The organism is Achromobacter sp. Root83 (genome assembly GCF_001428845.1).
GTDB lineage: Bacteria > Pseudomonadota > Gammaproteobacteria > Burkholderiales > Burkholderiaceae_B > Achromobacter.
The window spans coordinates 326,850-350,279 of record NZ_LMIU01000001.1 but is presented as its reverse complement, the minus strand read 5'-3'; the positions used below and the strand labels follow the sequence as shown (position 1 = coordinate 350,279).

Genomic DNA, 23,430 nt, shown 5'->3' with positions numbered 1-23,430 from the left:
CGGACCGATCTGGCAGCCACAGGAAGTAGCAGCGACTTGGTCGGAGAAATAAAGCAGGTGGAGCTCATTTATCGTTTTAGATTTCCGCGCAGTTGCCGTTCTATAGGGACGCAGGAGAACAATCTTGGCATGCCGGCCGCCTCGCCCACTGTCGCACAGCTTCGGCAATACGCGCGGCCCTATTAGTGCCGAGAGGCAGGCTCTGAAAGCTGACGTTGTCGCGCCCAGAGGCACCTGTGTCACGTCAGGACAGGCCCCCCGGAACGTTGGGGCAGCATCCGATCCTGACAGAATCCGTTCCCCTATTTTCCCATCGCAGGCAAGGAGGCCCTATGCGGAAGTCCTATTTCACTGGCCGGGCCCAACGCCTGGCAGCCGCGGTCCTAGCGGTCGCCATCCTGGCGGGATGCACAACGGCGGGGCAGAGATCAAACAAATACGCCGTGACTGAAGTGAATCCGGCAAAAGGAATAGTCGTCGGGACAGTATTCGAGCGCGCAGTTTTCACCCCGCATGGCGCCTTCTTCTATCTCAAAGCCTTCGATGACGAGCGGATCATGCTTGAAAGCGGTGGAGGTGGCAGAAAGCCTGCAATTACCAATCAACCCCCCAAGGTTCCCAAGGGCGTGGGTAGCACCTTCGCTCTTCAGCTTCCGCCCGGAAAGTACCAGGTCACCGGCTGGGCCCTGGATTATGGCAGGCGTATCAAAGTGTCGGAGGGATACAGGCAGCCAATCGAATTCGAAGTCATTGCCGGACAGGTCACCTATTTGGGACGATTTGACGCCAGCCGCTTCCTGGAAGTCGCGTCAATCCATGACAACTATGCGGAAGACGCACCGATCTTGAAGATGAAGCACCCAATCCTGGAATCCGCTGAAATTGTGAACCAATCAATCCGTGTGCAGGGATGGTGGCTACCCGACCCCACCGGCAAAGAGATCCTGGAGCGCATGGGCCGCGGTCAAACTTGCGACCAATGCTAGGGCGAGCAGACCCCTGACGCTTGCACGCGTCTAGCCATCACGGTGCCTCCAATTGATAGTCAAAGACGAGCACCGACTGACCCGGAACAGCAATGTCATCCTGCAACGCCGGCATCATGCGCACACTGCCCGCCGCGTCAACGGCAGCCTGATCCAGCGTTCTGTTGCCCGACGAGAACATGACCGCCTTGCGTAGAACCTTGCCCTGCGCGTCCAGCATCACTCGCACCCAGACCGTGTTTTTAACCGTCCGCACTCTGGCGTCTTTCGGATAGAGGAGAGTGGGCTGCGCCGTGATGACCGGAATCTTAGGCGTAGCCGTGGGCCACAAATCCGGCGCCGTGTGGCCTACCCCCAGCGTCGGACAGCCTAATGGCGGCGCCTGCATGCCTCGCTGTGCGCAGGGCTCAGGATTAGCCGCCACCCGCTGAGCCTGCAACGTCACCCGGCCATCGACAAGCGACGCTCGGCTCGGCTGCTCTATCTTGTAAGTGGTTCCGTCGCGGAAGTCCTGGAACATTGAAACCAGCCCCACCAAGCAAAAAGCCGCGATCGCAAGCTTCGCCCAATGGACGGACAGCCACCGAAGCCAGTCCCAGGCGCGCGCAAAGCGTCTGGCTTTTTCGCGCCACGTCCGGATACGGTCCTGCCCCAAATCCAGAACCGCCAGATCCGGCGCGTGCTGCAGCAGCAGTTCAAAGTTCTGTCCGTTCCAGAAGGCCTGAACCGGATTGGGCGCTGATCGCCGGCGCGCCAACATCACCACGGCGTCCAGGCGCACCCGCAGCGGCAAGGGCAAGTGGCTGTATCGTTCAATCTGATCCAGCACCATGCGCACCCAGCCGGACAGCGCCGGATCATGCGGAACAGGCGCATTGAGGCCGTTCCAGTCGAACGCGCGGCGGGCGATATTGAAAAGCGCGAGGCGGCCATCGGACTGTTCACGCAGGGCCCGGGCAAGGCTATGGGCCAGGACCTCCCGGGCCTCCAGATGCCCCAGGCGCTCGTCCGCCAACGCGACGGCCAGCGACTGCGCGAGATCCGCGTCGGGTGTGTGCATGAGACGGTGCGTCCAATAGGCAACGCCCTCGTCCAGGTCCTCACGTGAGCGCAGCGGCGGATCCGCGCGGCGATCGGTCTCCGGAGCTTCCGTACTCCGCTCTTGCGGCGCCTGTCCTCTGGCCGGCTCATACCCCGCCCTCTCCTGTTCCCCGTCTGGAGGCGCATCGAATGACGATGTCTCCGGCGCAGCAGGTCTTGGAGGCGGGATGATGTCCGGGCGGACCTGCACGGGCGGGGCTGGCGGCCGCTCGTTGCCCGCTAGCCCATAGTCGGGCTCCGCATCGCCTTCGAGCTGATGCTCGGCCCATGCACGCGCATGCTCGTAGGCGCCGCGCAGCGCGGCGAAGCCCTCCGGGTCGGCGGCCTGGTCTATGCGCTTGAGCGCCGCCGCATAAGCCCGGCGAATACTCTTCTGGTCGTTGGTGGGCCCGATGCCCAGTATGGCAAAACTGGCTGCGAGCAAGGATCTACTCCCCGTCCGCGGGCTCGAAGCCCGGTGCAAACACGGCAGCCCGCTCCAGGATGTCAACCACGCGCCGCAGCTGCTCGCGGCCGCGCGCGACGGTTCGCTCTTCCTGCGTCGCCAACGCCCGCTCGAACAGCAGTATTTCACCAGCAAGTATCTCGCGGTCGCCGCCGCGCGTCATTTGATAGACGCGTTCGGCCTGCGCGAGCAGCAACCGGTTGACCGCGTGTTCCCGTGGATGGATCTTCAGCTCGGCCAACTCCGCCAGGCGGCGCTGAATATCCGCGTCGCTCATCTGCGCGCCGCCGCCCTGGATTACCGTTCGCTGCGCGGGCCCGCCGCGCTGCAGCACGGCCTCGACCTCCAGCAGACCGTTCACGTCGTAGGTGAAGCGCACGTCGAACGCGGACTCTGCGCGCGCGCCGCGGGGCAGCGGCACCCGCAAGGTGCCAAGCAGAATGTTGTCGCGCACCAGGCGCGACTCGCCCTGATAGATCTGCAGCTCGACCTCGCTCTGGCCGTCCTCGACCGGGAAGTAGGTTTCCTGCCGGCTGACCGGCACGATGGTATTGCGTTCGATAATCGGGGAAAACTGACCCGGCAGATGCTGGCCGGCCCCCAGGGTGCGAACCGTGCTGATCCCGAGCGTGTACGGACACACGTCGGTCATGACGATCTCTTCAAGGGCCTGGTCTTTCATCTTCAGGCCCGCCATCACCGCGGCGCCCGCCGCCACGACCAGATCCGGATCCATCTCCGCATTGGGAAAACGGCCGAACATACGCGTAACCAGTTGGCGCACCAGCGGCATGCGCGTGGCGCCACCGGCCAACACCACTGTCGCGATATCCGCACTCTTGATGTTCGCGTCCCGCAGCGAACGTTCCACCGGCATGCGCAAGCGCGCCAGCAACGGCGCGCTCAATTGTGCAAACAGCTCCTGGCTCAGTTCCAGCGCGTATTCCTCGTCCTGCCAGCGCACAGCCATGCGCGCTTCCGGCTGCGCCGACAACTGCCGTTTGGCGCTCTCGGCCTGCGCCAATAGCTGCTGCATGAAGCGCCGATCTTCACGCACCGCGGCCGGAAGCGCGTGGGTATCGAAGAATTTCTGGACAATCTCGGTGACGAAATCTTCCCCGCCCAGGAAATTATCGCCGGCGGTGGCGCGCACCTCCATCACGCCTTCAAACAGTTCCAGCACCGACACATCGAACGTGCCGCCGCCCAGGTCGAAAACCAGGAACTGGGTTTCGTCCTCGCTTTGATGAAGACCGTAAGCCAAGGCCGCGGCGGTCGGCTCGTTGACCAGGCGCTCCACCTTCAGGCCGGCCAGTTCCCCCGCGTCTCGCGTGGCCTTGCGCTGCCCATCGGAAAAATACGCAGGCACGCTGATCACGGCCTCAGTGACCGCATGTCCCAACATCGCCTCAGCGTCCGCTTTCAGGGCGCGCAGCACCAATGACGACAGCTCTTCCGCCCGGAAGTCCTTCCCGCCCAGCGCGAACGACTTGTCGCTGCCCATATGCCGCTTGAACAGCGCGGCCGTACGCTCGGGATGGGTCTGAAGGCGTTCGCGCGCCGCCTCGCCCACCAGCACGCTGCCGTCCTCATCCAAACTGACGCACGACGGCGTCAGGTAGCTACCCAAGGGATTAGGCACAAGTCGCGATTTGCCGTCCTGCCACACCGCAACCAGGCTGTTCGTCGTGCCAAGGTCGATACCGATAATCATGCGAGGAGGTCCGTTTCTATTCCGGGACTGCGGGCTGTACGGGGTGCCGCAGAACACACCATCAATCTATGGTTTACGGGTGAAGACGGGAGAAATGTAGGGGTGTGAGTTTGCCTAATGGAGCTGTTCGGAAAATCCGGGCTGGCTTAGCCTGACAACTTATTTACTCACGGCTCTATTTCCGGATACTAGATAATATCGAGCGTAAATGCGGATGTCAGTTTTCTGGCGAAATTTTTTTATGCAGGACGAATTTCAGATTAATTTTTAAGGCAAATCAGAAATAGTGCGATTAGGGGCAGCGTTGTCTGCTATCGCCAACGCCGCTGTGACTGCCACCTCCCAATCCTCCCACGCTCCGGGATCTGCCGGTCCGTGCCCACCCGTCGTTTCCCAAGCTAAGAAACTAAGCAAACCTCCTATCTCGTCCGCCTTGGTTCTTTCATATTCCTTTTCCAAAAAATAAAACATCGCACGATATGCTTGCTCAATATTCAGCGTTTGCGCTTCCATTATTTCCATCTTGGTTTATTTATCGCGGCAAGACCCGTTTCCGGATTGCATGACAAAGGAACCTTATTCACCCCCCCGTTCCATATCTGCCCATTTCGAGTTTGAACCCAAACTTGAGAACCATCTGACTGAATTTTTGCTGACCACGTTGAACCGAATTTATCTGGACCCATGACCGATGAAGGATAATTCGCGACACCAGCCATAATTCTCGATTTTCCGGTGTATCCATGACATGTCCTTCTCGAGAACCGAATATTTTAGTTGCCCTGGCTTCCGTCAACAATATTCCGTTTACGTTCTGCCCGCCTCCCGTATTTCCCGGCTTTTTCGGCCCTGTGCCTCCGCCACCGTCACTATCCAGCGGAGACAATCCCTTCACCGCCGCAAATACTACAGGCGACAACAGCATAGACTCAACTACAACACGATCCACTTCACTCGTGTAGTCGGGTGCTCCCGACTGAAAGCGCACAAGAGCATCCTTCAGTTGCAGCCAATCATAGGTTCCGCCCAGATTGCGCGAATCCAGCAAATCCATTCCAGCTATTAATGGATCACTTAATCGACTGGTGGATGTCGTGAGTCCAGCTACGTAGACATCGCGCTCGAGCAGCTTGTTTTGTATGTAAGCCGTATCGCTTCCGCACGCGGGCAGATCTTGTTCATCATTACATTGATCCACCCCTCGAAATGGCCCGCAGCAGTCTGACATGATCTGTCGCCAACACATGCCGCCAGTTCGTTGACTTTATCGTCAAACTTGGCGAATGAACCTGTGTATGATCCTTGAGCGTGCTGTTTTACGCTTCGAGGCGAACCACGGTCGCGATCGTCGCCGCTTGCTCCGGAGAGAGTGTGCCGGCGATGCGCGCTAGGATCGAAACGAGCAGGTTGACTCGCTGGTCCTTTTCTACGGCTCCAAGTTTGTTGGTCTCGTCCCCCGAGACCATTTGCAGCATACTGTTGGCTGCCATGCGGCGCCGAGGCCGTTTACGGGGCACTTGCAGCCCCGCCACGTCCCCCCCGCCACACTCGGAACATGCTCATCGTCTGCCCCTCCCGGGCCAGAAATATGCTAATCCCGCGATAACCATGCCGCGGATACTGGGCCAAGAGCGCTTTCATCTTTGCCACCACCGGCGCGTCCGTGCTCGCCTTAATTGGCTCATATGCAACCCCGAACGGGACACCTCATACAGCGTACAGGCCCGGCGCTAGGACACCCCCAGCAGCAAGCCAGACGGGCCCGCTTCTGCCGAACCTGTACGCTCACGACTTTCGGCGATTGACCTCCTTCATCACCTCGATCTCCAGGTCCCGCTCGCCCCGCAACTTGCGCAGCCGCGCGTTCTCGGTCTCGGCTGCCTTGAGCCGGCGCACCTCGTCCACGTCAAACTCCCCGAACCGCTTGCCCCAGCCATAGATGCTCTACTCGCTCACGCTATGCCGGTTAGCCACTTCGGCCACCGCATCTCGGTCGGCCTCGCGCAATGTCCGCACACTCTGCTTTTCGTTGTACCTTGCCTTCTTCATCTCGCTTCCTTCTCTCGTTGGAAGCTATTTCTTTCAAATAGCCAGTGATACGAAATTCTCAGAGCCGGTCATATTTATCTGTGTTTATTTTTTTTCCACTTTCTTGGAACGGGTTTATCCCGACGGCACTAGCTCTAGAAGCGTATCCACCAATGCCGCAAATCACTACCCCAAGAAGCCCTACCCAGTAAGATGCCAGCCATGACCCCAGGTAGGCAATCCCAATCCCGCCCACAACAAGGACAAACCGAACAACAGGATGGAAATTTCTATTTTTAATTAACATATAAGTATGTATTTAAAAACTGGATAACCAAAATAATTATTACTCTTAACCTAATCCCCTGTCCCTGTATATAGGGGAGATAGTATGGGAACACGAGCGGATGCGAGTCCAACAACGCCATCAACCAACGAGTCATTTGTCACATTATTGTAGTTTGGTCGAACCATTTGTTCGAATAAACTTGCAGCCAATCCTACTGAGGAAGCTCCGGCTACTACCTGAGATTTGCCCGTCAACGTCGCGTTAGCCGCAGCCTTACCAGCCCAAGTCGATACTAAGGCAGCATTATCGACCGCTTGCATAGCCTGATGAAAATGGCCTAGTAGTGTCATATTAGGAGCCAGGCCCGCAGCCTCGCTATTGACCAAGGAGGAAGCGCCCGAGCATATTGTCTGAGATATTTATCGATACGCCAGTCAAGCGAGCACCTAATCTTGGACGCCGGACTCCGTATATGTGCAGCTGACAAAGTCTATTTTTGATGCTGCCCGTGACAGTGATGTCCGAGTCCTTACCCGCCCCTTGCGCGACGATCGTCAGGTCATTGCCGGCGGCGATGGTCGAGCCGAAAGCGTTGGACGCATTGCGGTCGGTGGTGCTGCTGCTCTTGCTGGTGCCCCGGCTGAGCTTGATGCTGACGCCGCCGACCTTGTCGATCTGTGTGGCGTCTTTGGCGTTTGCCGCACTTTGCACGGCGTCGTACGCGTTGACCGCAGCCAGCGCCATCGTTGCGCCGGCCAAGCCCTTCATGACGGCGTTGTCCGTCTTGCCCGCCGCGTCCCCCATGCGCCCGCCGGTCTGTGCGGCATCGACGATGGGAGTGCTGGCGGTAGGGGTCAACCCGGTCTGCTTGATCTCGTGGAATTCCGTCTGCAGCGAGGTACTGAATAGTTATCGGGACCGAGAAGCGCTGGGCTGTCCCTTAGGGAGTAAAACCCATCCGAAGTTGAAACGATTATTGCCTGTTCGAGAAATTTTAGTTAGCCAACTTGACCTATTGCGATCCTGCGAGGATGAAGATTCTTTCAGAACTCAAAATATCGATATCACTTCCGGGCAGCACATCGGCAGCCATAATAGCTTCGTCCAAACCATTTATATTTGCAAAGTCCATATATTCTTCACCTACTCTTGGCACATAGAACCTGAAGGTCGTATTCTCACCAAATTCGTCTTCTTTTGCCGCAAGAACTAGTTTGCAAGGCATCTGAATCCATGCGGCCCAACGTTTTGAGAACTCTCGGCAGAATGCCAGTCCTACACTCAGGCTTCGCGCGCTCGCAAAGTCATCAATGTGTATCGTGTTTTTTGAAATCTCATACCCAACAAAATCCCCAACCTCTGTCGCACGAGATCCACAGTCAATTTCGTTCCATCGAACATAAAGCTTTTAAAAAAATAGCACTCACTTTTTTTTATGAATCCATCATCAACAATGTTCTTCAAACCCACCGGCAAAGGAGGGTAATCCGCCATCCCTGCCAATTCGCCAAGCACGCGACTCTTCATACTTTTATTCAAAAATATCACCTTACCCCCCAAGTATCCATAAAGAGCCTTCTCAACAGCACGAGAGAAAGACTCATTATCCAGTAATTTTTGAACGGATTTCGGAGCTAGAACATCATTTTCGCTATCAAAGAAGACGTTCTGATTCGGGTCATAATAGTATTTTTTCCCTCATTACCTTGATAGTGAATCTGCCCTGCTCTTACTCCGGGGTTAGGATTCTCAACGTCAATGCGCTCACTCCCTGCCCCCTTGCACAGGGTCGTACTGGACGTCTGCACCCTCTTGCCCCGAGCATTTCGCCATTAAAGTCCTGAGCATCGAAGCGCGCATTGCTGCCGGCCACATTATTGGCTTCGTTTTTTCCGCCCCTCCTTTTACGCCGTTTTCGCCAATTGCCCCACCAATCCCCGAAGCCCCAGCAAGACCCACCTCCGATTTGGCCGCACCAACTGTTCGAATAGACTGCTCACCCCGCCAACTGCGGTTGCGCCTGTAGCCACGACCGGATTTCCGGCCAACGTAGCCTAAGCAGCGATATCGCCGGAAATGCTGGATATGTACGCGGCGTTTTCAGCGGCCCGAGTCGCCTGGGGCCTAGTGCCGTGCTCCTTCAGTCAGGCAACAGCCTCAATGGCCGCGCGCACCTGTCAAAGACTGGCCCTTCTGGGGTGCGTGCCATGTTTTACATGGCCGCCATCGTTATCATCCGTCGCCCCCATATCCGCGCCCTTTATGCGCGCCTGGTGCGGGCGGGCAAGAGCAGAATGGCCACGCTGGGCACGGCTATTAGAAAGCTGGTGCATCCGTGCTTTGGCACCCTCAAAACCGTTCGCGCTGCCGACCTGACTACGTCCGACCAGTTGACGACCAAGACGGTATCTTGGTCCTGCCGGCCATTTCTTTTCTCCAATTTGGCCGCACCAACTGTTCGAATATGCTGCTTACCCCGCCAACTGGGGTTGCTCCTGTAGCAACGACCGCATTCCCAGCCAACGTAGCCCAAGCAGCGACATCGCCAGAAATACAGCATGATTTAGGCAGCTACATCGATAAGCGAATTTTCGCCCAACCGCAGCAACCGCTCACCTTCCGTACGCGTCCCTTGGCTCTGCCAGGCGAAATGTCCCAACCTTGGCGCATTGATAGGGATACGCTTCAGTGCAGCGTTTCAGCATCGTCCGAGCCAGCGTATTCGCGATATCGGCCCCTATCCGTTGCCCCGCCGCCGCTGGTCCCCGATTGGAAAAATCGCGCAACGAAATCGGATGCTCCACTTCAGCCCATCCGCGGTATTCGCCTGACTCTGCGTCATAAAGACGGATATGAAGCCCCACGGAAGGTCCGTACTGCTGATAGCCGTCAAATCCACCGGGTTCACCCAATGCAATCACGTACTTGGCGCCAACGGCCCGAGCGTCCTCTTTCATAGTCAACGGTCTGGCGGTCTTGGGATCTACTTCGCGCAGCTTGAATTTTGCCTTGACGCCAACCGCATCCATCGCGCCCGGAAGTTCGGCATTCAACGCTTTACATACTGCCTCTCCGGCATAAGCCGCTGGATAGGCGGTTCGGGCGCCTATGAGGCCAATGCCGTCGATCTTCTTTTGGAAATCGCAATTGGAGGTGTAGATGAGCACAGGGCTGATCATTTCCTGTGGCTCGGGATTCCTTGACAACGCCTTGGGCGGTGAGCCGGTAATGAATGAGCAGCCTGAAGAGAGCAGCAGAGCCACCAGGACGGCCGTTATTTTTAACTGGAACATAACCGTCCAATTTGATTGAATTCGAACCCCGCAATCACGCGCCCTCTCAAAGTAGCCGAGTTAATATCACACATTCCCTGATCGCAGAAAATGCGACCTGACACCTTAATTTCAATCCACCTACGGGATCATTAGACCTACATATGATCGGCATAAGTTCATAAACCCCCCACAACAAAAAGAAATCAATGCAGCATAATAAACACCCAAATCGGGATTGCAGTGCCACAACCAAATCATTAAAACTACGGTCGCCACCAAGGTTGACTTCAACCAAAAAATAAATTTATCCCGTCTAGTTTCACACTCCTTTTTTCCAAATATCACCCACGAAATAAACATCGATTCCAAACCTATTAATATTATCCCCACTCCAGTATTCATGACTATTTCAGATTAGGCCATTTTATTTATCAACGCTTCAAAAGCAGGGTAACTGCGGCCGCACAAATTGGAGAGACAATTACCATGAATTTTCCATGTGAAATAATTCTATCTAGAGAGGGAAATTCATACACACCCGTAGACATCATCGTCAATATAGGGATGAATAAAAAATGAAATAATACCCCGCCCAAAAAAAATAGTAACAGGAAAAACACTACAAAGAAAATATACTTTTTTACCAAAAACGCAAGCATCCAATCACCTACCACTTTGAGCCCAGTTATTTAATAGAATATTAACCACCGAATTCGTCGTTTCAGAGCCAAATGCCCCCAATCCCGCGCCTGATATCCAAGGAATGTTACTAGGGCTGGAGAAGCGAGACAAACCCATCCCCATATCAATCCAATCTGCTCGATACCATGGATTATATATATTAGCCAACCCATTCTCTATCTTTGTGCCGATACCAAAACCTACCAGAGTTCCAAGAGCTGCCCCCGCCATTCCACCATTAGGATTTTCCCCCTTAATCGAAGATCCAACCAACGCCCCGCCCGCATTAATGAGAACACCAGGCCACAGTTTAGTACCACCGGTTAAGGCACCAGTCACGCCGGCCATTCCAGTATCACTCCAATTTACTTGTCCGTTTACGACATACTGAGATCCGGCATTAACTGACCCGCCAATAATCCCACCGGTAACCAACACGTTCCACGTCGGAATGGATCCTGTCAACGCGACACCGTATGCCATCGACATCCCACCCAATAAGGCAGTGCCCACTGGATCATTTTTGACATTGGCGGCCACCCTTTCATTATAAGTCTGCCCTTGCCCTAAGAATTCTCTTGCTCGACTATAGGCATCCCAATTTGACAAGATATATTCTGTATTCACCGACGAATTTGCGTAATCCGGATCTTTTGACCCGCTAAAGCACTTTAGATCTCCACAACCCATCAACCCACGCAACTCCCAGTCCACCTTTCCTGCCGCTTGCCCCGACGCGTCCTGGTCCATGCCCTGGAGTAGCGCTGCAAGTATTCTTGCCTCGGCAGCCTCCTCCGTGATACCCAGTCTTTTAGCGATATCTTTCGCATTCGACTTGGCGTACTTGTAATCGTCCTCGTGCAACTGTTTGTTGTACATATCAGCAAGCGATGCCCCTCCTGCGCCACTAAGTCCCCCGACGGCCCCTCCAGCCGCGCTCGCCACAACGTTGGTGATCACCTTCGACACCTGGTCGCGCATACCTTCAGGCAAACCCGCCACCGCTTGAGCGATCTGGTCTTGGACTAAGTTGCTCGCCAGATCACCAGCAATAGTCCCCCCAATCGCACCCGCTACATTCCCCCCTCCCAACGCCGCACCAATCCCCGCGATTGCGGCATGCATTGCAATCGCGCCTGCTTTGCCTTCACCCCAAAGATCGGGGTTATCCTTCTTCAGATCCTTCAGCACATCCCCCGCAATCTGCATCCCCAGCTGGCCAAACGCCTGCTGGAACTCCAGTTGCTCGCGGACTTTGTCCTTGTCGAAGATCTGCCCGATGCTGCCATTGGCGCCCGCAGTGTCCCGGCTCAAGCCCGCCGTACTATCCCGACCGGTATCCTTGTCCGAGCGCACCTCGATCGTGCCCGGCGCAATCGCTGCGTAGGTCGTGCCAGAATCGCTTCCGCTGGTCTGGGCAAAGCTCAAGCCCGACGGGCCGATGGCGTTTGCGCCGCCCTTGTTGGCGACGTCGAACGCGCCCGACATGCCCAGGTTCACGCCGACGGTGGTGGACTTGTATTCGGCCTTGTTCTGCAGGTCCGTATAGCCAAAGGTCTCGGTCGACAGCTTGTTCTTGGCCGCCGCCGCGTCGCTCGCGATCACCCCGCCGTCCAACTGCGTGTGCTTGCCGACGTAGATATCGAAGCCGCCCGTCCCAGCGTACAGCCCGGACTGTTCGGCCACGCTGTCGTAGTTCGACTTGGTCTTGCCCGTGCTGGCGCCGATATAGGCGCTGCCGGACATGGAGCCGAAACTGAAGCTGCCGCCCGCGTTGATCTGGCTTTGCTTGGCGTTGTAGCGGTCCGTGTCCTGTTGGCTGGCGATCGTCAGATTGCGGCCGATGTCGGCGCGGATGCTGTCGGCGCGCGCCTGGGCGCCCATCAGCACGGTGTCCCGACCCGAGATCAGCGTCAGGTTGTCCTGTGCGCTGACCTGGGTTTCCCGATAGGTCGTGCCGTTGCCGTTGGCGTTGCCTTTTCCCGCGTATCCGCTCGCGAAGATGTTGATGCCACCACCGCTGCCACTGTCGGATACGCCGATGCCCACGCCGACCTTCCAGCCGCTGTTCTTGTTGGTGGAGACTTCCGTTGCCGTTTGTGCCTGGCTCAGCAGAAAGAGGTCGTTCGTTGCCGCCAGCAGCACGTTCTTACCACTGACATCGCTTCCAATGATCGACAGGTTGCCCGAGCCGGCCACGCCACGCTCGCCCAGCGCGACGATCGAGACGTTGCCGCCCGCCATGACGGATGAGCCGAATGCAGTCTCTTGCGTGCGCTTCGTTTCACTGACCGATTTGCTGGCCCCCATGCTGATCTGGATTTGGGCGCTTGCGGCTTCCTTTTGGGCTGTCGTCGCCTCGGAACCTTTCGCTGCATCCATCATGCGATTGGCCTGCACGGCTTGATAGGCCGCCTGCCCCACCTTGACCGCCGCCAAGCGGCCGCTCTTGGCTTCGCCTGCCTGCTTGAGCGTGCCGTGTATTTGTTGGGCCGCGCCCAGCACGCCACCAGCTACGCCTATGGTGATCCCGGACTGCTTCAACTCGTGATATTCGTGCTGGCGGGCCTCACCCACCCCGGCAACGATGGCCACATTGCGGCCGGCTATCGAGATATCGCCGTCCTGCGCCAGCACGTTGCTGGCAAACACGCCCACGTCGCGCCCGGCGTCGATGGTCACATTGCCACCGACGCTACCTACGGTGCTGCTGGAATAGCCGCCGCTCTCGCCCTTCATCCAATCGGTTCGGGCTTGCTTGCTATAGCCGATGTTGAAGCCGCCACCGCCGCCCAGGCCCGATCGCGTCACTTTTTCGTACTGATAGTCCTTGTACGATTCGGCCGCCGCCGCGATGGTGATATCGCGGTTTGCCATCAGCAATACGTCGTTATCGCCAATGACGTTGGATCCTTGCACGGTCAGGTCGCGTCCTGCCATGAGCGCAACCGTGTCGCCCGTGAAGTTCGAACCCTTGGCCGTTGCCCAGTCGCTAGATGTGATCGTGTGCGTCGTCTTCGACGACATAAACCCACTGGTCTTGTAGTGCGTTTCGTCGTAAGCCGAGCCGGTCTCCACGCCCGCCGTCAGGTTGATGTCTCGGCCGGCGCCCACGGCAAGTTGCTTCCCCGCCGTGACATCCGCCGCGCGCGCATTCACATCCTGCCCGGCGATCAGCGTAAGGTTTCCACCCGCCGCGATCACCGAACCGATTTCAGTGCTGGTGCTCAGGTCGTGGCGGTTCTTCTTGTTCCGCGCCAGCGACTCGCCGTGGCTTTCTTCAAGCGTGGCGAGGTTGATGTCACGGCCCGCCTGCAGACGCGCGTCGTCCTTGACCGTGACTTGCGCCGCCGTCAGGTTGAGATCGCGTCCTGCCTGCATGCTGAGGTTGCCCGCGTCCACGCGCGATACGCCGGAGACGTACGAACCCCATGTGGCGCCGTTGTTCTCCGTAGCCGCGGTCGAGGTCAGCGCGATGTCGCGTCCCGCCGACAGGGCGACGTAGTCGCCCTTGATCAGCGACACCAGATTGGTCAGGTCTTCGCGCGCCGCAAGGTCGACGACGGCGCCCTGGATCAGGCCGCCGGCCTGGTTGATGATGTTGGCGGCGGTCATGACGGTGGCGTCGCGCGAGCCGATGGTGCCGCTGTTGACGATGTCGCCGTCGGCCGCAAGCTTGACGTCGCGGCCGGCCATGAGGGTGCCGTCGCCCTTCAGATCGCCTTCACGCACCAGCAGGTAGACCTGCGGCACCAGCACGGTCTCGGTGCTGCCGTCGGGCAGCGTGACGGTCTGCTCGACCAGCCAGACCAGGTCGGTGGTGAGCTGGCGTTGCTGCGCTTCGGTCAGCGCGGCGCCCAGCTTGATGCCGTTGTCCAGCGCGAACTGCGCGCCGTTGGCGAGCAATGCCTTGTACTGGCTGTCGTTGTCGCCGAAACCTTCCAGGAAGCGCTGGCCGGAGGTAGCCAGGATCTGGTCGGCGACAAGTTTCTGTTCGTAGAAGCCGTCGCCCAGGCGACGGGGCTGGCCGGACGGTGTGAGGAATTTTGCGCCGGCTGGGATCAGGGCGTTCAGGCCGCCGAGTCGGTTGCCGAGGCCGGCGTTGACGGATCCGGAGGCGCCGCTGTTGCCGACGGGTGCGCCGGGCTGCTGCAGCAGGTCGAACAGGTAGTCGCTGGAGACCGTGGGGCGGTTGCCGACAAAGCGCGGGTCGGTGGCAACGACGTAGGGCGCGTCGGGCGTGCCGTTGACGGCGAAGAGCTGGCTGTCCGGGATGGTTGCCGGGTTGGAGACCGTGCGCACGACGTTGCCGCCGGGCAAGCCGATGCTGGCGATCAGGACGGGGCCGGGCGCAGTGGCGCCGCTGGCGCCGGGTGCGCCGCCGCTGAGCGAAACAGACACGTTGCCGCCGGAGGTGCCGACGGGCAGTTCGATGGATTCTGCGGCCAGGGTTTGCGTGTAGGCGCTGGTGGTGTCCTTGCGGTCGCGGTCGCGTGCCTGGGTGACGGTAAGGGTGCCGATGCGGGTAATGATCCGCTCACCGCCGGCGCCGATATTGTTGATGGCGGGGCCGGCGACGGACAGGGTGCCGCCCGCGGCGATCTGGCTCTTGTCGTTGGTGACGGTGCCGGTAAGCGTCATGGAGCCGCCCGACAGGATCTTGGCGGGGTCTGATGAGACGGTGCGGGTTTCGGTGACGGTTTCGTCAACCTGGTAGTAGGTGAAGGTGCCTACGAGGCGGTTGTCGAAGTCGGCGTTGAACTCGCGGATGCGCTGGTCCAGTTCGAGATGCTGGGCCTTGAATGCTGTGTAGGCATCTTCGTACGCCTGGCGACGCGCAGCTTCAGCAGCGCATGCTTCCGGGCCGAAACAGTCTTGTTGCAGCGGCTGCCAGACCGGCAGAGGACCCGATGGCGGCGTGACGCCAAAGACCGCCCAGATCGGCGCATCGTTGGCGTACACAAAACGCTCCGGCGTAACCATGCAATTGCCGGCATCGCCCCCGCAGGATTCCATTTGTGCGAAATACGTCACCGGGATCGGCGCGGTCTGACCTGCCCGGCCCTTGATGTTCGGCACATAATCAAACGGCGGCCCAAATCGCGATGCCGGATACCTGTCCGACGGCAACAGGAAGCGGCGCTCCGGATCGTCGTTCAACCATTCGGGAACCTTGCCGCACATTGGCGTTACCTGGTCGCAGAACCAGTTGGTCTCCATGTCGTACATGTCCGTCGACCCGGCCGGGGTCACATACAGCTTGGGGACCGTCAGGACCGGCAGCGTCTGGCTGACGAAGTTGGTGTTGACGTTCTGCAGCGACGCGGCCGAGATCGCCGCATTCCCCGCTGCCTCGACAGTGGCTGACGCATTCAGCAGCGACACGGCCTGGCCGATGGCTTTGCGGTTGGCGTCCAGCATGCCGCCGATGCGCAGATCGGCGCCCGCGTAGATCAGCGCGTGGTCGCGGTTCACCAGCGATCCCACGCCCAGGTCCAGGTCGCCGCGCGCTGCAATGACGGCGCCGCCGCCCGGGCCCGCGCCGTTGACCAGCTCGCCCGCGCGGATCGAAATGGTGTTGCCGTAGATGCGCCCGAAGTTGTCGACGCGGCGTGCGTTGATGTTGGTCGCTCCGCCGTCGATGAGGCCGGAGTTCGTCAGGCCGTTGGTGACATTGATGGTGTTGTTGCGCCCGGCCAGCAGCTCGCCGCTGGCCTGGTTGTTGAGCGAGGCGGCCGAGATGGTCAGGTCGCGGCCAGCGCTGACCGTGGCGCTGTTGTCCATGGCGCCGCCGACGGACATGCTCAGATCGCGGCCCGCTGCAATGTCGCCGGTCTGGTTGAGCGACCCCGTGTAGGTGAAGGACAGGTCCTGCGCGGACTGCAGGGCGCCGAGCCCCTGCAGGGCCTGGATCATGATGGCGAGGCGTTCGCCGGCCATCACCTTGCCCTGGCTGTTCTTGAGCAGCGCGGCGTCTACCGTCGCGTAGCGCTGGGCGGCGACTTCGCCGCCAGCGTTGTCCAGTTCCCCGGTGGTGATCGCGAGGTCCTGGCCGGCACTGATGGAGCCGCCCTGGTTGTTGACGCGGTCGGCGACGATGGTGACCAGCTTGCCCAGCACGCCCTTGGGCGGCGCTGCGGCGGCGGTCAGCGTGGCGCTGTTGTCCAGGCCGGCGGCGTTCAGGGTCAGGGTTTCGTCGGCCTGGATCAGGCCGCCGCGGTTGTCGACAGCGCCGGCTGCGGCCAGGGTCAGGTCCCCACCCGCCAGCGTGCCGGCGGCGTTGCCGACGCGGGCCGCTTCGATCTGCATATTGCCGGCGGCGGCGATCAGTCCGGTGGTGTTGTCGAGTTCGGCGCCCAGTGTCAGCACGGCGTCGCCGGCAGACGTCAGCTTGCCGCCCTGGTTGCGCAGGTTGGCGGCGGCGATGTCGAGGGTGCCGCCGTGGAGGACGGCGTTGCGCGTGGCGATGTCGCCGGGCGAGGTCAGCGCGAGTTTGCCGATGGACGACAGGTTGCCGGCGGACAGGTCCATGCCGTCCGCGAACAAGGTCATGTCTTTGCCGGCCGCGCTGATGCCCGGATGGGTGATGAAGGCGGCGGTCAGCTTGACGCTGCCCGGCAGGCTGAGCGCGCCGTCTTCGTCGACGCCCGCGATGAAGCGGCCGGCGTTGGTCAGCGCGCCCAGCGCGGTGGCGTTGACGTCGCCGCCCGCCAGCACCGAACCCGAATTATTGAGGGAGGTTCGGGCCAGCAGCGTGGCCGCGCCCGCGGCCGATAGGATGCCGGCATTCTGCAGCGCGCCGCCAGACTCGAGGTCAATGGCGTCGGCGGCCTGAATTCGGCCGTCGGCGGTGGTCGTCAGATTCCGGTTGGCGGTGGCGGTGACGTTGCCTGCCCGCGCGGCGGCGATGCCGCCCAGCGTGGCGTCCGTGCCCGCGCGCAGCGTCAGGCCTTGCCCGGCGGCCGCCGATCCCAAGGCCTGCAGCGCACCGCCGGCGGTGGCGGCCAGCATCCCGCCCGCCTGCTGGTTCGACGCGGTGCCCAGGACCAGATTGCCCCGCAGGGTTTCCAGCGTCAGGTCGCCTTGCAATGCCGCGACGGTGCCGTCCACGGTCATGTCGTCGCCGGCCGTGAGCGTCTGCGTGACGCCCGCCAACATGCTACCCACGGCGAGCAGCGTGCCTTGCGCCGTGGCGGTGAGCGTGCCGGCGGCTTGCGCCAGGCCCGCCGCGCCCACGGCCACGTTGCGGCCGGTGAGCGACAGGTTCGTATCGCTGGCCGCCGTGCCGTCCACGCGCGCATCGCGCGCGGCGGCCAGCATCATGTCCTCTACCGAGGCCAGCCTGCCGGCGGCAACAAGATCACGCTGGGCTTGCGCCGTCAGTGTCCCCGCGGCCTGCAACTGCCCGCCCTGCTTGACCGTCACATCGCGTGCGCCCAGTAGCAGGTTGCCCGCGGCGGCGTCGCCCAGCGCGGCCGCGGTGCCGCCCAAACGAGCATCGCCCGTGGCCGTCAGCGCAAGGCCGCCGCCCGCGACTAAGACACCGTCAGAGTCCAGGTCTCCACCCGAGCGGGCAATCAGGTTCTGCGCGGCCTGCATGCGGCCGGTTGCGCCGACGCGCAACTGATCGCCGGCGTCGGCCGTGAGTCCACCCCCCAGCGCCGTCACCGTGCCGTCGATGCCGAGGTTGCGCGTTGCGGACAGGCTGGCAGGCGTGCCTGCCGTCACGATGCCGGTCACGAAGATGTCTCGCGCCGCCTGGGCCTGCAGGAAGCCGTCGCCCCCCTGCCCCATGTCCGCGGTGCCGGCCGTACCCGCCACACGCAGGTCCTGGCCCGCGCCCAGGAACAACATGCCGCTGCCCTGCGCCAGGCCTGCCTGTCCGATGGTCAGGTCCGCGCCCGCTTCGGCACGCAGGGCGCCGTTGGCGACCGTCTTGCCATTCAGTTCGGCGTTGGTCCCCGCGGAAACCCGGATGTCTGTTTCACCTGAGATGGTGCCGTCCGCAAGCAGCTTGCCGCCCGCCTGCGCGTCGAGCTGCCGGCCCGCCTGCAGCACGCTGGCGCTTCCCAGCGTCACGTCGCCGCCGCTGATGGCCTTGAGCGTGCCCGCGTCAGCCAGCAACGTGCCGTCCACGCGCAGGCCGTCCCGCGTGTTCACTTGCGCGGACTGGCCCGCGATGAGCAGGCCTGCCAGCGATGCGTTGCCCGCGGCAGCCATCACCGAACCGTCTGCTTGAAGCCGCGACGCGGAAGACGCCGCCAGAACTTCGCCCGCCTGCAACCGCAGATCGCCGGTGGCGAGCGTCTCGCCGTCCAGCGCAAGGTTGCGAGCCGCCTGCAGCGACAGGTCTTTCAGCGACGTGACCTTGCCGAAGCTTTGCAGGTTGCCTCCCGCGTTCAGGCCGACGGGTCCGGCCGCGGCCACCTGCGCCTGCGCGCCCACGGATACATCGCCGCCCGCAGAGGCATTCATGCCGCCGGAAGCGGCCGAGACGGCGCCGTCGATCGCCAGCTTGCCGCCGGCCGTGATTACCGTGTCGCCGTTGGCGCGCAGCACGCCGGCCAGCGCCATGTCACCGCCCGCTTTTGCGGCCGCGGCGCCTTCGGCATCCCATTGCGCGGGCGCCTCAAGGCGCAGGTCGCCCCCGGCGTCCATGGCAAGGCGGCCGGTGGCCGCGCCCTTGCCGGACACCAGGGCGTCGCGGCCCGCCATCAGCGACACGTCGCCGCGCGCGCCGACCAAGCCGCCCACGCGCAGGTCCGCGCCGGCGCGTATCGTCGCCGGTCCGCCCGACTGCAACTGGGCGGTTGCGCCCGTGGTCAGGTCCGCGCCGGCCTGCGCATGCAGCGCGCCGGCCGCCGTCACCTGCGCGGGCAGCGTCATGTCGCGGCCGGCCCTCAGGGCGATGCCGCCCCGGGCCGTGACCAGACCGCTGGAATCGGCGCCGGCCTGACCGGCGCCGCCGGATGCGGCCGATGCCGTGCCGTCCGTGGAAGAACCGCCCGCGCCCGAAGCGCTGCCCGATCCCGCGCCGCCCGACGAAGTTCCGCCGGCCGCCGAGCCCGAGCCGCCGGTGGCCGGCGGCGTCGTGCCGGGTGTGGACGCATTGCCGCCGATCCGCACATTGCGCCCGGACTCCACGCGCACGTCCTGGCCGCCCATGAGCAGGGATCCGCCCAGCAACAGATCCTGCCCCGCCGCGATGCGCAGCGCGCCCTGGGCCTGCAATGCGCCTTGCGCGGCCACGGTCGCGTCGCCCGCGGCGTCCACATCCAGCGGCCCGCCGGCGCCGACCGCGCCCTTGATCTCGGCGTTGCGGCCCGCCGCGAGCGCAACGGCGCCCGCGGCCTGCGCCGCGCCATCCACGGCCAGGTCGCGCCCGGCCGTCAGCCGCAGATCGCGTGCCGCCTGCATGGTGGCGCTGGGCGCGATGCGCACGTCGCCCGCCGCGCTGACCTGCAGGTCGCCCGTCAGGGCCACCAGATCGCCGCCCACGTTCACGCCCACGCCGGCCTCGGTGCCGATCAGCCGGATGCTGTTGGCGTACATGCCGCCCAGGGCGGCGGTATCCAGCGCCACCGCGGGCGCGGCCCCGTCTCCCGCCTGGGCCGATACGGCGCCCGTCGCGTAGTCCACGCGCGCCGCGCCCGCCGTCATCGTGAGCCGGTCCGCCCAGACGCCGGCGTTGATCTCCAGCGACCGCGCGATCAGATCGACCTGGCTGACGTTGGCCCCGTACAGGCCTTCACCTTCGACGCGGATCTTGCCCGCGGCCACGTCCAGCGCGATGCTTCCGTCGGGCCCGACTTGCGGCCGCCCGGTGGTCAAGGTGGCGCGGCCCGCGTTCAAGAATCCGCAGCCGTTGCACGTGATGCCGGCCGGGTTGGCAACGATGACATTGGCCCGGTTGCCCGCGACTTCCAGCATGCCCATCAGTTGCGAGGGGTTGGGCGCGGTGACCTGGTTCAAGATGGTGGCGGCGCGCTGGTTGCCCAGCATGACGTTGCCCGCCACCTGTCCGGCAAGCTGAGTCTGGCTTGCGCCGCCGCTGTTGTTCAGCACCACGCCCGACGGGCCCACGTTGAACTGCGTGTAGCGGTTGTTGGAGACGCCCCCCGCCGACGGCGGCGCGATGTTGATGACCGGCACGCCGTTGCTGACGCCCACCGTCGGCTTCTGCCCGGGCACGCTCTTGTCCACCGAAATCGGCAGGGTCTGCGCCAGCACCGGCGTCCACAATTGGGTGAAGACCACGGACCAGACAATCAACGAACGAAGCTTGGACATCATGCGCACCAGGTAGGCAATAACGGATTCAGAACTCGAACATCACGGCCATCGCGAAGACGGTGGATGCGGTCTGCAGAGACTCGGGCTTTTTCAGCGGCCAGCCGGCGGACAGGTCGTAGCTGGCATTGATGTACGGCAGGGAGAACCGGCCGCGCAGCCCCGCGACGGCGCCGACGAGGGTCCGCCCGGAGAGGTACGCCGCGGACGGCCCGCCGACGCGCCCCACGTCCACGCCGGTGTAAAGCTGCTGGCCCGGGACGCCCGTCACGCGCTCGAGATCCAGCGAAAGATCGTTGCGCAGCGTCCAGCCGTCTTCGGCGGCCAGCGTCACCTGCCCGTCAAAGCCGCGCACGGCGTAGCGGTTGCCGATGGTGAAGTAGTCCGCCGGCACGATGGCCGTCTTGGCGTGCTGTATCTGCCAGTTGGCCTGATAGGCGAAGGGCTGCTCCGCCACCTTGAACGGCAGGTAAAGGCCGGCGTTGGCGGTGAGGATGGTGCTGCGGCCGTTCCAGTCCGGGTCGCCGTAGACATAGCCGGGCTGGTCGGAGAACTGCGGCAGCGTGCCGCGCACGCCGCCGCCGATGTCCAGCACTGCCTGGCCCACATAGTGGCGATGTCCGTAGCTGATCTCGTAACCCGTAACGTCGCGGCGCTGGACATCGATGGGGATGTCGTTCAGTGTGCTTTCGGTGCGCTTGCGCAGCAGGGTGAACGCCAGGTTGCCCTTGTAGGCGGTGCCACGATAGGGCACGACCGACACGCCCGCCTGAATCTGTTTGGTGGTGCCGCCGTAAAGGATGGGTTCCTCGAAACCGGCCACGGTCTGGCGGTAGGTGGATCTGCTGGCGCCCGCGAAGAACGCCCAGTAGCCGAAGGGAATGCTGTAGTTGATGGAGGCGGCGCGCGTGTGCGATTCCGCATCGCGCCAGTGCGCGTTGCTGTTCCAGGACACCGACAACTGGTCGTACAGGAACAGCGGGGAATCCAGCGTCAGGCCGGCGTTGAGCTGGTACTTGCCAACGGTGTCCATCCCGCCGTTGTCGCCGCCCAGGTAACCATGCCAGCGCTTGCCCGTGCCCGGACGCACGATGATGTCGGAGTCGCCCGGCTGCGGGCCTGGCGCGATGTCGATCACAGCGTCGGCCTGGCTGCCCAGCCGGCGCACGTTCTCAAGCGCCTGATCCAGGTCGCGCTGATTCAGTTCTCCGCCAGGACCCGTGGGCAGGGCCGTGCGCCACCAGCCTATCGTGCCCTCGCCGTTGACGGCCGATATGCGTCCCGGCAAATAGCGCAGCGTCAGGGTGCCCGCCGCCAGCGATTGCTCCGGCACCACGACGCGGGCGGTGATCTGGCCGTCGTCGACCAGCATGCCGATCAAGGCTTCCTGCAGCGCGCGCAAGCCCAGGCCGCCCACGCATTGGCCCAGCACGGCGCTGGCGGCGCGCGCCAGCGCTTCGGGCGGCGCCGCCGCTTCCCAGGACAGGTCCCGGATGACAAAGCACGGCGTTTCGGCGGGAAAGCTCAAGCCGCCAGCTTGCTGCGGCGCCGCAGGCGACAACACATCCGGACGCGCCGCCGCGCGGGCGCGCTGCGCATCCACCTCCTGTTCCTGGCGGCGCTGGATGTCGGTGGCGCGCAAGACCGCGTCCGGCACCGGTTGCGCCTCCGACATCACGGGGACGCCAGCCGCCCCCGCGCAAATCCACACCGCGATCCCCCGCCAAAATCCTTTCATACCCGCTTGACGCAGACAGTCGTGCCGCCAGTGCGCCCCTCTCCGTTGAGTTCAATTTTTTGTAATTTTGCGGAAAGAAATCGTTGATTACAATATATATCTTTTGTATACAGACGACTTTAGGTGGGATTTTTGATATTTGACAGAGGTAGCGCGTCAGTTGAGAGAAGATATTCTTCTTCCGAATAGTGGAATTTACGCAACGCAATAAACCGACATCGCCGCCGCCCGGATTCCCGGCTGTTCCGGCCGCTCCGACAATCCGAACCCGCCGCGTGCATTCAGGGGTTATCCCGAATGCCTGCATACAAACAAATCGTCAATAATTCGCCAACGTTTTGTCGCTGATCCGTCCCTATCTGCCTCACACATGCCTGTTTCCGTCCGGGACGCCATCGTTTCCTCTTCCCATCTGGCCTCGTCCGCGCCAGAACTGTCCGAAGTCGAATTCGGCCTGATCATCGCGTCCCATGCGTTCAACCGCTGGATGGTGCGGTGCATGGCCTGCGCGGGGCTGCCCGAATTGACGTCGCTGGACATCCTGGTGCTCAACCATGTGTTCCATCGCGGCCGCGGCAAGAAGCTGGCCGACATCTGCTTTACGCTGAATGTCGAAGACACCCATCTGGTGAACTATTCGCTCAAGAAGCTGGAGCGCCTGGGCGTGGTGCAAAGCGCCAAGACCGGCAAGGAAGTGGTCTACACCACGACCGACGCCGGCGCGGCCGCGATCCAGCGCTACGCCGAAGTCCGCGAACAATGCCTCGTGAAGCCGTTCATCGACTCCCCCGCCGCGGATGACGCCAGCCATCAACTGGCCAATACCCTGCGCGCGCTCTCGGGCCTGTACGACCAGGCCGCCCGCGCCGCCACCTCGCTGTGA

The 23,430-nt window shown here is 61.9% G+C and carries 13 protein-coding genes; 2 read left to right on the top strand and 11 right to left on the bottom strand.

Going from position 1 to position 23,430, the window contains the following annotated elements; all coding sequences use genetic code 11:
* Nucleotides 1-332 precede the first annotated feature (332 nt).
* Complete coding sequence (locus tag ASE30_RS01525; protein ID WP_057282497.1) at nucleotides 333-986, top strand: hypothetical protein; 654 nt, start codon at nucleotides 333-335, stop codon at nucleotides 984-986.
* A gap of 37 nt (nucleotides 987-1,023) precedes the next feature.
* Here ASE30_RS01525 and ASE30_RS01520 read toward each other — a convergent pair whose 3' ends face one another.
* The 11 genes from ASE30_RS01520 to ASE30_RS01490 all read right to left on the bottom strand — a co-directional run bounded on the left by ASE30_RS01520 (nucleotide 1,024) and on the right by ASE30_RS01490 (nucleotide 22,484).
* Nucleotides 1,024-2,511, bottom strand: a complete 1,488-nt coding sequence (locus ASE30_RS01520) for an energy transducer TonB (RefSeq protein ID WP_057282496.1) — start codon at nucleotides 2,509-2,511, stop codon at nucleotides 1,024-1,026.
* Nucleotides 2,512-2,515: 4 nt separating this feature from the next.
* Nucleotides 2,516-4,246: a molecular chaperone HscC gene (locus ASE30_RS01515; protein WP_057282495.1), complete on the bottom strand. Its 1,731-nt coding sequence runs from the start codon at nucleotides 4,244-4,246 to the stop codon at nucleotides 2,516-2,518.
* A gap of 267 nt (nucleotides 4,247-4,513) precedes the next feature.
* Nucleotides 4,514-4,768: a hypothetical protein gene (locus ASE30_RS28300; protein WP_235515160.1), complete on the bottom strand. Its 255-nt coding sequence runs from the start codon at nucleotides 4,766-4,768 to the stop codon at nucleotides 4,514-4,516.
* Nucleotides 4,769-4,826: 58 nt separating this feature from the next.
* Entirely contained in the window at nucleotides 4,827-5,474 is a 648-nt protein-coding gene (locus ASE30_RS28835; protein WP_156407505.1) for a hypothetical protein, read from the bottom strand.
* Nucleotides 5,475-5,562: 88 nt separating this feature from the next.
* A complete protein-coding gene (locus ASE30_RS28830; RefSeq protein ID WP_156407504.1) occupies nucleotides 5,563-5,736 on the bottom strand; it encodes a hypothetical protein in 174 nt (57 codons plus the stop codon).
* 1,202 nt (nucleotides 5,737-6,938) lie between these two features.
* Complete coding sequence (locus ASE30_RS01505) at nucleotides 6,939-7,421, bottom strand: hemagglutinin repeat-containing protein (protein ID WP_057282494.1); 483 nt, start codon at nucleotides 7,419-7,421, stop codon at nucleotides 6,939-6,941.
* Between the two features lie 154 nt (nucleotides 7,422-7,575).
* A complete protein-coding gene (locus tag ASE30_RS28825; RefSeq protein ID WP_156407503.1) occupies nucleotides 7,576-7,788 on the bottom strand; it encodes a hypothetical protein in 213 nt (70 codons plus the stop codon).
* A 56-nt stretch (nucleotides 7,789-7,844) separates the two neighbouring features.
* Nucleotides 7,845-8,090, bottom strand: a complete 246-nt coding sequence (locus ASE30_RS28820) for a hypothetical protein (RefSeq protein ID WP_156407502.1) — start codon at nucleotides 8,088-8,090, stop codon at nucleotides 7,845-7,847.
* 1,085 nt (nucleotides 8,091-9,175) lie between these two features.
* The gene (locus ASE30_RS01500) at nucleotides 9,176-9,856 is read right to left on the bottom strand and encodes a hypothetical protein (RefSeq protein ID WP_156407501.1); all 681 of its coding nucleotides are present in this window, start codon (nucleotides 9,854-9,856) and stop codon (nucleotides 9,176-9,178) included.
* A 645-nt stretch (nucleotides 9,857-10,501) separates the two neighbouring features.
* The gene (locus ASE30_RS01495) at nucleotides 10,502-20,809 is read right to left on the bottom strand and encodes a hemagglutinin repeat-containing protein (RefSeq protein WP_162259901.1); all 10,308 of its coding nucleotides are present in this window, start codon (nucleotides 20,807-20,809) and stop codon (nucleotides 10,502-10,504) included.
* 28 nt (nucleotides 20,810-20,837) lie between these two features.
* On the bottom strand, nucleotides 20,838-22,484 hold the full coding sequence (locus ASE30_RS01490) for a ShlB/FhaC/HecB family hemolysin secretion/activation protein (protein ID WP_235515159.1): 1,647 nt from the start codon (nucleotides 22,482-22,484) through the stop codon (nucleotides 20,838-20,840).
* Between the two features lie 433 nt (nucleotides 22,485-22,917).
* On the opposite strand from ASE30_RS01490, the gene ASE30_RS01485 reads away from it, so the two are divergent.
* A complete protein-coding gene (locus ASE30_RS01485; RefSeq protein ID WP_057282490.1) occupies nucleotides 22,918-23,430 on the top strand; it encodes a winged helix DNA-binding protein in 513 nt (170 codons plus the stop codon).